The organism is Lentilactobacillus sp. (assembly GCF_040773105.1).
Classification (GTDB): domain Bacteria; phylum Bacillota; class Bacilli; order Lactobacillales; family Lactobacillaceae; genus Lentilactobacillus; species Lentilactobacillus parabuchneri.
On the sequence record NZ_JAXGWW010000058.1, the window covers coordinates 1 to 10,819 of the forward strand.

At 43.9% G+C, this 10,819-nt stretch carries 9 protein-coding genes; 6 read left to right on the forward strand and 3 right to left on the reverse strand.

Features of this window, described 5'->3' with window-relative positions:
* Positions 1 to 144: 144 nt before the first annotated feature.
* Together AB3112_RS04665 and AB3112_RS04670 are read left to right on the forward strand one after the other, a co-directional pair.
* Complete coding sequence (locus AB3112_RS04665) at positions 145 to 750, forward strand: hypothetical protein (RefSeq protein ID WP_084974115.1); 606 nt, start codon at positions 145 to 147, stop codon at positions 748 to 750.
* A gap of 13 nt (positions 751 to 763) precedes the next feature.
* Positions 764 to 1,405, forward strand: coding sequence for an HD domain-containing protein (locus AB3112_RS04670; protein ID WP_084998277.1), 642 nt, complete (start codon positions 764 to 766; stop codon positions 1,403 to 1,405).
* Here the strand turns inward: AB3112_RS04670 and AB3112_RS04675 are convergent.
* Together AB3112_RS04675 and ybaK are read right to left on the reverse strand one after the other, a co-directional pair.
* The gene (locus AB3112_RS04675) at positions 1,398 to 2,132 is read right to left on the reverse strand and encodes a hypothetical protein (RefSeq protein ID WP_084974119.1); all 735 of its coding nucleotides are present in this window, start codon (positions 2,130 to 2,132) and stop codon (positions 1,398 to 1,400) included. The two genes, AB3112_RS04670 and AB3112_RS04675, sit on opposite strands and share 8 nt — an antisense overlap.
* Positions 2,133 to 2,136: 4 nt before the next feature.
* On the reverse strand, positions 2,137 to 2,637 hold the full coding sequence (gene ybaK / locus AB3112_RS04680) for a Cys-tRNA(Pro) deacylase (protein ID WP_057908995.1): 501 nt from the start codon (positions 2,635 to 2,637) through the stop codon (positions 2,137 to 2,139).
* A 123-nt stretch (positions 2,638 to 2,760) separates the two neighbouring features.
* On the opposite strand from ybaK, the gene AB3112_RS04685 reads away from it, so the two are divergent.
* The 4 genes from AB3112_RS04685 to AB3112_RS04700 all read left to right on the forward strand — a co-directional run bounded on the left by AB3112_RS04685 (position 2,761) and on the right by AB3112_RS04700 (position 8,264).
* Complete coding sequence (locus tag AB3112_RS04685) at positions 2,761 to 3,492, forward strand: GntR family transcriptional regulator (RefSeq protein ID WP_057908994.1); 732 nt, start codon at positions 2,761 to 2,763, stop codon at positions 3,490 to 3,492.
* 408 nt (positions 3,493 to 3,900) lie between these two features.
* Entirely contained in the window at positions 3,901 to 4,086 is a 186-nt protein-coding gene (locus tag AB3112_RS04690) for a hypothetical protein (protein ID WP_084974123.1), read from the forward strand.
* A gap of 123 nt (positions 4,087 to 4,209) precedes the next feature.
* Positions 4,210 to 5,625, forward strand: coding sequence for an MFS transporter (locus tag AB3112_RS04695; protein WP_057908992.1), 1,416 nt, complete (start codon positions 4,210 to 4,212; stop codon positions 5,623 to 5,625).
* A gap of 251 nt (positions 5,626 to 5,876) precedes the next feature.
* On the forward strand, positions 5,877 to 8,264 hold the full coding sequence (locus AB3112_RS04700; protein WP_057908991.1) for a phosphoketolase: 2,388 nt from the start codon (positions 5,877 to 5,879) through the stop codon (positions 8,262 to 8,264).
* A gap of 87 nt (positions 8,265 to 8,351) precedes the next feature.
* On the opposite strand, the gene AB3112_RS04705 is transcribed toward AB3112_RS04700, so the two are convergent.
* A partial coding sequence (locus AB3112_RS04705; RefSeq protein WP_367334037.1) for an Fn3-like domain-containing protein occupies positions 8,352 to 10,819 on the reverse strand: 2,468 nt, incomplete at its 5' end.

Below are 10,819 nucleotides of genomic sequence, written 5' to 3' on the forward strand. Positions count from 1 at the left end.
ACAAGACAATATTTGCATAAAAAAGGTCAGAGCAAAACATCTAGTTTTGTCCTGGCCTATTGTTTGTTTAAATGTTCACAGACCTCTACAATTATTCTAATGAAAGGTATACTAATACTTAAATACCAAAAGAAGGTAACTCAAATGTCAACTAAACCAGCCAATTTTAAAACACAATTATTGACGCTTTTAACAGCCTACCGCCAGAATTTTTTTGTCGTCGTTTGGGCCGTTGCTTCCATCGTCGTCTTTATTGGGATGTCACTCCAATATGGGTTTGACTACGTTGGTCAGGTGAAAAGTGTGGGTTCGTTTTTCAGCGTTATTGGTCCACTGGCTTTTGAAGAACTGAGAAAAGATTTTCAATTATTGCTGCCAATTTTGATACTATCGATTATGCCAACATCGATTTTATCATCGCTTTGGTTGAGTATCATTGGCGCTTTTGTCATGGGCGGCACGGCACAAAGTGTTTTTGCGGCAGCTCAGTCATCACTTGGGACGTTGAAATGGCTGATTGTGGTGATTTACGTTGGCTACTTTATTTTAATGGTGTTACTGGAATTGTTGTTATTTGTGATGTTAACAGAGATTGGCCAATATTACGTCCAAAACCGCAGTCATGTGCACTGGTGGACGTTTGCGCTGACATGGCTCAAAGCAATCAAGCATGCTTACTTATTACACTGGCAACTGTTCTGGAGCCTCATTCTCGGTAAGCTGGCGTTATATATTCTCTCAGTTATCTAAAAAGGAGCGGCATATGATTAATGGACTCAGACAAATCCGCGAGTTCGTTCAAAAAGAACTCGGTTACGAAACGACCGGCCACGATTACACCCACATTGAACGGGTCGTCAGTCTGGCCAAATTAATTTTAAAGGGCGAAGATGCTGATGAATCGTTGGTAGTTATCGCCGCGTATCTTCACGATGTCAGTGACGACAAGGTCACTACCAACCCTGAAGCGAAACGACAGGCGATTGTCGACCAGCTCAAAGCAGTTGGCTACGATGATGCCTTTATCACCAATGTGTTTGCGATCATTGATAATATGTCGTATAGCGCCAATCTTAAGGAGCACCGCAAGTTGTCAATTGAGGGCCAAATTGTCCAAGACGCTGATCGCTTGGATGCAATTGGCGCAATCGGTATCGCGCGGACATTTTACTTTGGCGGCCACTTCGGTGAAATCATGTATAATCCACGAATCATGCCACGGGCGGGGATGGACAAGTCCGAGTATCGAAAACGCGGAACGGTGATTAACCATTTTTATGAAAAATTATTCAAGTTAAAGAATCAAATGAATACACCCACAGCTAAAAAAATCGCCGAGCATCGCCAACAAGTCATGCAGGACTTTGTCAGTGAATTTGTCGACGAGTGGAATGGGTCTAAATAATCCGAAAGATCACGTTCATCAATATTGAAATCACGAGATTAAAAATTGAGATTACCACAATCATCGTTGTGAAGTGGCCAAGCAGGGCGAAGAACCCCGCTGAAAATGGCGTGATTGAAATCATGATTGTGACTACCACCAAGAATAAAATGGCCTGCCAGAAGCCCTGTTTAGAATTTTCAAAATCAGCTGAGCTCAGGTCAAAGCCACCGATACAAATGTTGGCCGCAATAACCAGGAAGATCAGTAAAGAAAGCCAGTTGACCGACGGCATTAGCCAGCTGATTTGCCCGAAGGACTGCTGAGTCGAAACAATCAAAGACTGGTAAACTTCGGGGATGAAGGACCGAGCTAATAAGAGCGTCGTTAAACAGCAGCCAAAGATTGGTGCCACCCCGATAAACAGGTTGCCCATATTCTGGTAGATGTTTTGCTTTCGCCACGTGTGGTGGACGTAACCAAGTGTTTCATTTTCAGCGGTGGGGATGCGAATTAAGCGAAACTGGTCGACGTGGTGGCCGAAAATAAGTGCTACGATCAGGTGGCTGGCTTCATGAACGATGATGCCAAGAAAGCCAAATACCAACTGGCCTTTAACGCCAAAGCGATTGGCAATTTGTTGTTTTGTGTTGCGGTTGATTGCTGAAAGTAGGTAGATAAAAAGAAATGGTACCCCGATGAGTAATCCGAGTACCAAACCAATGTTTGTCAAAATATCTTTGAGCATCTTGTCATTCCTTTATGTCGGCGAATTTTCCACCGATTAAATCGACCATTTGTTGGGCATCGACTTTAACTGACCGGCCGATTTGACCAGACGATACGATAATGTCGCCCATATCTTTTGCCTCTTGATCAACGTAAATGGGGTAATGAAATTTTTCCCAAATGCCAATGGGGGTGTTGGCACCGTGTTGGTAGCCGGTCGTCTTTAATAAATCCTTCAATGGCACCATGTTGACTTTTTTGTTGCCGGACACTTTGGCCAGCTTCTTTTCGTCCAAGTGTTCGTCAACTGGGACGACACCGACAACAGGACCGGTATTTTTGCCAGTCAGTACCAGCGTTTTAAAAATTTGGTGTTCGTCTTGGTCAACGTGATCAACGGTAATTTGTTCAACATCGCCCTCTTTGTGAGTTGGAAATTCCATTTGGACAAAGGGGATTTTGTGCTTATCTAAAATTTGTTCCACTAGCGTTTTATGAACTTGATTCTTCTTCTTTTTTGACATGTCATAACACCTCAGAGATATTTTATCACAACCTGGGACATGATTCCGGCTGAACAAAGAGAATGATAATCTGTTATACTTTATTAATAATAGATCAAGTTAACGATTTTATAAGGAGCACAAATGGCTGATTTAGTATATCGCAACATCATGAAGGATTTGAAGGAACGCATCCAGGCAAACGAGTTTGCCTCAAAGAAACTGCCGGATGAACGAAGCCTGAGCGAATCTTATGGTGTTAGCCGAAGTTCAATTAAACGCGCGTTGAATGTTTTGGCAAATCAGGGAATTATTTTCAAAAAGCGGGGATCCGGAACATTCATTAACCCGCTGTATCAGAAGAATCAAACCATTTTTCAATACGAGGGATCCAATTTAGGGGTTACAGATAGTTTTAAGAGTGATGGCCAAACGCCACAAATTAAGCTGTTGGACTTCAAGGTTGTGCCGGCAAGTGAAGAATTGCAGACCGAATTATTTTTAAATCCGGGTGAATTTGTGTACGAAATTAAACGGTTGCGGTCGTTTGATGACAAGCCGTTTATGATTGAGTTGGGATATATTCCAATCAGGGTCGCACCTGAGCTAAATGCGCAAAGAGTAGAAGGCTCGATCTTCAACTATTTTGAGGACGCAACTGGAAATTCGGTTACCAAGTCGTTCATGACAATAACGGCGGATCCCTCAACAAAAGAGGACCAGGAGTTGTTGGGATTGAAGCCGGTGGAACCGGTCGGTGTGATGGAAGGTATTTTCTTCCTGGATGACGGAACACCGTTTGAAGTTTCAAATATGCGGATTCACTATAAATATTTGAATTATAATACGTTTGTGAATTTGGATGAAGATAAGTAGAGAGCGACGAGACCCGGGTGACCCCGGAGTGTAAGACGAAAATTTAGAGGATGAACGTTTTTGGTTCATCCTTTAAATTTTTGTCTTACACAGTAGGGGTCAGGGTCGTCGGAGCTCATTTCAGCCAGGTAAAAAGCACCGACAAACAAACATCTATATCAGGTCAAAACCACTAAAAACATCGTGCGTGCAATGGTTTTGATTCATCTCTTCTTAGAAGTTAGCATCAGTTGCGTCGGAGCTCATTTCGGCTAGGTAAAAAGTAACACCCCCTTGAACCGGGTTTGAAGCAGTGGTCCCTTGGAAGTTAGCGTCAGGCCCGTCGCCAAGTAGGCTAGACGCTGCGCGCTGCTTGCGGTCGTCGGAGCTCATTTCAGCTAGATAAAAAATATAAAAGGAGCACCTCCCATGGGTTTTTATATTATGTTCGTCCTCGCCATTTTTGGCATTTTCATTCTCGTTTATGGATTTAAGCAAAAGGATCGTCCGGCCGTCCGCAATATTTTTGTCGGCGTTGGCGTTATGATCTTAATATTTGCGATTTTAGCCGCAACTCCCTGGGGAGCTGATGTCTTGTTGAATATGTTTCATTAATTTCATTTAGGTTCGCAATTAAGTTGCAGTGGGTCGAATAACGGCTCACTGCTTTTATTTTAAGCATCATTTCAACTACCTTCTCAAAAAACGCTTATTCTATAGATGAAATGGGGTGAGAAGATGGTTGAGAAGCACGCAAATCAAAATCGGTGGTGGATTTTTACCGCAGTCGTCCTATTATCGTTCATGTCGACGTTGACCAGCAGTATTGTCAACATTGCATTACCGGTCATGTCGCGGGCAATGGACGTGCCAACGTCACAGATTACCTGGGTGGCATCAAGTTACCTGATCGTGACCTGTATGTTCTTGCTGCCGTTTGGTAAGATGGGTGACTTGTTCGGCAAAGCACGGGTCTTTAAAATCGGCACCGTCATTTTTACAATTGCGTCATTATTATGTGGCTTCAACCTCGGCTTTGGCTGGATTTTACTGATGCGAGCCGTTCAGGCAATCGGTGCCAGTATGACGCTGAGCACCAACGCCGGAATTATTACCGAGACCTTTTCTAAGCAGCAACGGGGACTTGCTCTAGGCAGCTTCGGTTCAGTAGTTGCCTTGGGCAGCATCGCCGGTCCCGGCCTTGGTGGACTGATTTTGACTTATCTTCCCTGGAATTACATATTTTGGGTTAACGTACCGGTCGGATTGGTGGCAATCGTTCTTGGTCAACTGGTGTTGTCTAAAAATGAGGTCAAATCCAAGGGAAACGTTGATTTTATCGGCATGCTGATTTTAATCATCACGGCCGCCAGTTTATTTGTCGGGCTCATTTTGGGTCAACAAGTTGGCTTTTCCAGTTTTACTTTTGTGGGGTTGATGATTGCAACGCTGATTTTGCTTGTGGCATTCAGGCATATTGAAATGCGTGCAGAAAATCCCGTCATGAATTTTCACTTGTTTCATAACAGTGATTTTTCCCTTAGTTTACTTGCGACGGTACTCGTTTACGGGATTAATTTTGTCGTTAATATCATCGAACCGATTTATTTGGAACAGAATCGACTCATTAGTACCGATCTGGCAGGACTAATTTTAATCAGCTTTCCAATCATTCAAATTGTCGTCTCACCGTTTGCCGGATGGCTCAGTGACAAATTTGGCTCCCACGTCATCGCGGCCATTTCGCTAGCGATGTTGATTATCAGCCAAGTCGGGCTGGCCAGTGTTAATCACGCCACTTCGTTGATAGTGCTGTGCATTTGGCTGGGCTTTGTTGGTTTGGGAAATGGGCTGTTTCAAGCACCGACAAACGTTTTGGTCATGAATGCAGTTGCCAAAGACCAGTTGGGAATTGCCAGCGGGTTGCTGGGCTTTTCGAGAAACACCGGTATGACACTTGGCTCGATTTTTGCCAATATTTTACTATTTGGTGGGATTAGCATGAATCTTGGACGACCAGTCAACGATTATCCGGTTGCGCAGCCAGGGGCATTTATTTTCGGCATGCGGTTTACTTTTATTGTGACAACTGCTGTATTGGCGGCCTTATTCATCGCTCAAGTCATCGTTAATTGGCATCGACAAAATCGTTAAGTAAAAATTGAGAAAATTTTGTTACAAAATATTAATAATAGTGGACGAACCTTTTATAAGCGTCCATAATAGCTAATAAGTATAGAATTTTCTGTCACTAAATATTGGACCGTATCAATTTTCTAAAAGGTTGACTTTTTGAAAATATCGTTTAGTATTAGTGATGTAAATTGATCAAGAATTCATTGGTGGATTTTACGAACATTCTATACAGAAGCTTTGTTGTTAAATCGAAGAAGGAGTGTTAATTAATGACAGTAGATTACGATTCCAAAGAATATTTGGAACTTGTTGACAAGTACTGGCGTGCCGCTAATTACCTTTCAGTAGGTCAATTGTTCTTGCGCGACAACCCATTGCTTAAGAGACCCCTCGAAGCCAAAGACGTTAAAGTTAAGCCTATTGGTCACTGGGGAACTATCGTATCCCAAAACCTTATCTATGCAGAATTGAACCGTGTTATTAACAAATACGATTTGAACATGTTCTACATTGAAGGATCAGGTCATGGTGGACAAGTTATGGTTTCCAACTCATATCTTGACGGTAGTTATTCAGATATCTATCCAAACATCAGCCAAGACGAAAAAGGTATGGCTAAATTGTTCAAGCAATTCTCATTCCCAGGTGGAGTTGCTTCTCATGCCGCACCAGAAACACCAGGTTCAATCCATGAGGGTGGAGAACTTGGATACTCACTTTCACATGGTACCGGTGCTATCTTAGACAACCCAGATGTAATCGCTGCTGTTGAAATTGGTGATGGCGAATCAGAAACCGGCCCATTGGCTGCATCATGGTTCTCTGACAAGTTCATCAACCCAATTACCGACGGTGCTGTTCTTCCTATCATTAACATGAACGGCTTCAAGATTTCTAACCCTACTATCCTTTCACGTATGAGTGACGAAGATTTAACTAGTTACTTCAAAGGAATGGGCTGGGATCCATACTTCGTTGAAGCTACTGCTGATACGGATCATGCCAAGGTTGAAGCAGAATTTGCCAAGACTCTTGACCATGTGATCGAAGAAATCAAGTCTATTCAAAAGAATGCTCGTGAAAACGAAACTCCAGATAATGTTAAATTGCCTAACTGGCCAATGATTATCTTCCGTTCACCTAAAGGTTGGACTGGTCCTAAGAAGGATCTCGATGGTAACCCTATCGAAGGTTCATTCCGTGCTCACCAAGTTCCAATTCCTGTTGCTGCAGGCTCAATGGAACATAAAGACTTGCTCATTGACTGGTTGAAGTCATACAAGCCAGAAGAATTGTTCGATGAAAACGGAACTGTTCTTCCAGAAATTCGTGAAGTTGCTCCTAAGGGCGACAAGCGAATGGCTGTTAACCCAATCACCAATGGTGGTATCAAGCCAGAACCATTGAAGTTCCCTAACATCCGCGACTTCGAAGTTAAATTTGATCGTGGTGTTACTCAAAAGCAAGATATGATCGAATGGTCAAACTGGTTGGAAAAGGTTGCTGAACTTAACCCAACCAGCTTCCGTGGATTCGGCCCTGATGAAACTAAGTCAAACCGTCTTTACAGCTTGCTTGATGATTCAAAGCGTCAATGGATGGAAGATATTCACGAACCATTTGATGAAGATCTTTCAAACCACGGCCGTGTTATCGATTCACAACTTTCAGAACACCAAGCAGAAGGTTGGCTTGAAGGTTATGTATTGACTGGTCGTCATGGATTCTTTGCTACTTACGAATCATTTGGACGTGTTGTTGACTCAATGTTGACTCAACACATGAAGTGGTTGCGTAAGGCTTCAGAACAATACTGGAGAAAGCAATATCCTTCATTGAACTTTGTTGATACTTCAACAGTATTCCAGCAAGATCACAATGGTTATACCCACCAAGATCCAGGTATGTTAACTCATTTAGCTGAGAAGAAGCCTGAATTTATCCGTGAGTATCTTCCAGCAGATGCCAATACATTGTTAGCAGTTGGTGATGTTGCATTCAGAACATACGAAAAGATCAACTTAATCGTTACTTCAAAGCACCCACGTCGTCAATGGTACACAATGGATGAAGCACAAAACCTCGTTAAGAATGGTCTTGGCTACATCGATTGGGCATCAACTGACCAAGGTCAAGAACCAGATGTTGTCTTTGCTGCCGCAGGTTCAGAACCTAACTTGGAAGCATTGGCTGCTATCTCAATCTTGAACAAGGAATTCCCAGAAATGAAGATTCGTTACATCAACGTTGTTGATTTATTGAAGCTTCGTTCACCTAAGGTTGACCCTCGTGGTTTGAGCGACGAAGACTTTGACAACTTGTTCACTACTGACAAGCCAGTTATCTTCGCATTCCATGGCTTCGAAGGACTTATCAAGGATATCTTCTTCGATCGTCATAACCACAACCTTCACGTTCATGGTTACCGTGAGAATGGTGATATCACAACACCATTTGACATGCGTGTCTTGAACCAATTGGATCGCTTCAGCCTTGCTAAGGAAGCCGTTCAAGATATTCCAGCTTACACTGTTAAGGCCGGTTACTTCATCCAACGTATGAACGACACTATCGACAAGCATAATGCCTACATTCGTCAAGAAGGAACTGATCTTCCAGAAGTTGTTGACTGGAAGTGGGAAGGTCTCAAGAAGTAATTTAATTACTGTTAATTGATGACTAATAGCAAAAGGAGCTCAAAATCAGAAATGATTTTGAGCTCCTTTTTCGTATTCAATTTATGATCATTGACGAATGACGGTAATGGTCTTTGTAGTGGTGTTGCCTGTTTCATCGACCGCGGAAACCGTGAAAATATTTTGGCCGTTTTTCAAATTATAAGTTTGGCTGAATTGATGGTCGGCGTGTGGATTCGGGTTACCGCCAAGGTCTTGGTGATTAACCCAGCCGGCGTTGTTTTGCTCGTGGAAAAGATTATCGCCATTAATAAACAAGCGGTAGCCGTCGACATTGTCATTTACTGAACCGCTAATTGTAATCTGATCCTCAGTTGTGTCCATCTGGTAATGATTTCCAGTTTTCTGCACACCAGGCTTCAATGATAGATTCAGGGACGGGGCCGTGGTATCCGTAATGACTACGAGCGTGCCACGGACAGTTGTCACTTTGTTTTTCGTTGACTTCTTTAAAATGTAGCCAATTCCACGCTGAGTTGTAGGGGCGACTGGCATTTCAAATTTAAACTGCCCGGACTTTTGAATTTTTACCCGATCGCCGGGACTATGTTGATCCGGACTCTTTAAAATAATCAACTTGTCCTTTGAGTTGTTGACCTTTCCGGCAATCGTTAACTGATGGGTAGCCGGATCATACACGCTGCTGGCCGCGTTTATCAAGGTTAAGTCATTGTCGTTAAGCCCTTCAAACGTAATCCCTTTGGTTGGGGGAAAACGAGTGGTGACTGCAAACTTGGCATGACTCATCATCGTTTGCAAGTCATCGGTTTTAACAGTCCAAACGATTTTTGACGTACCGGTTGGCGATTTCTTGATCGTTTTATACTGACTTGGAACAAGGTTAATGGTTTTATGGGTCTGATTGCCGGCAACATCTGCCAGTTGAAGTTGGAGTTTCCCCTTGGCTTTCTTGAGTGCCCGCTGTTTGGCGGCAGACAACTTATAAGTTAAGTTGCCAGTATTTGATTGGCCATCGTTGTTTAAGCTTACACCGACCGTTTTTTGGCCAATTTTGACGGCTAGTGTCGACAGCTCTGTGAAGCCGGCACCGACATCCGAGTAACTGCCGGACAGTCGGCCATTTCGATAGTTGGCCTGGGTAATTGCCGGTGCGACCGTATCGACCTTGACGGGCAGACTATATGATTGCTTCTTTTCGGCGCCATCGTTATAGTTGGTTGTCTTCAAAACATAGTGGTACTGGCCGTCTGGAACAACTTTCATCCTACCGGTTGATTGATCATATGCCATGCCATTCCAGTTGAGTGCCAATGGATTGAGCCGCATTGACGGCGATAGGGTCAGATCATCCACGTAGGCTGCGCCATTTTCTTGAAATGACTTCTGGGTGTTGGTTTCCTGGTCAATTGTTCGGACAACGTGACCATTAGAATCAGTAATTTCAGCAGTCACGGCTTGGAGATTTTGAAATGCGAAGACATACGGACTGATCGCATCGGAATGGCCATCACCATTAGGTGAAAAGGCCACCTTATCGTTTTGAATTTTCTTAACGACTGAATCCCGCAAGGCATCCGGATCGGAGAGGGTGTTCAGCCAACTGGCCAGTGATGTCCGATCGCTCAATCCCAGTGGCATGTCCTTATTATCAAGTAAATAGCCGCCGTTAAAGATGCTGCCAGACTGGTTAGCAGGTTTGTCGAAGGCCGGTTCCTCAGTTGGATCGCCGTAGTAGCCAAAATAGGGGACCGTCAAATTTTGACTGGGATCTGAATTGGTCAAACTAAGGTAACCTTCTGCCACACTGTTTTGCGTCGCCTGGCTTCCAAGATTTAGTGTCAGGTTAACAGTTACAGTTTTTCCCGGCGCAACGGTGATGTCCGCTTGGTCGGACTGAAGAGACGCACCAACAATGGCTGTATCATGGACACGGCCGACACCGTGTTGATTGGAGTCACGGACTTCAGTAAACGGACCGCTGCTGGTATTCACGTGGTAGGTTTCAGGTTTGTCGCCGTGATTGGCGACGTTAACGGCAAATCTAGTCGTTTCTCCAATGGCTTTAAGTGAAACCGATCCTTGATTGGTTGTGGGGTCGGTTGCCAGCGCGTTCAAGTTCGCCGCATTGGTGACGTTCACCTGGCCGGCACCCTGTCTTCGAGGTGATATTAGTTCCCCAGAGTAATGATCGTCATTCATTGGTGAAGCGGAATTCATTAACGCAACTTTAACTGCGTTCACCAAGTCGGCACCGGTTAAATTAGGCTGGGTTTGCTTCAACTTCTGCATGATCAGTGCAGCGGCACCAGCGATGTATGGGGACGAAAACGACGTCCCTGTGTTTGTCGTGAAACGATTATTTTCATCAAGAACGGCAATGTGTTGGCCCGGTGCACTCACGTCGGGCTTTAAATTGAAATCTGGGGTCGGTCCCCACGCCGAGAATGAATCCATTTCACTGTTATTGCCTTGTTTGGTATTTTCGTCACCAACCGTTATTGCAGAAGGTGAAACGGCCGGATTACTGATAGTTCCGGAGTTGGCTGGTTCATATA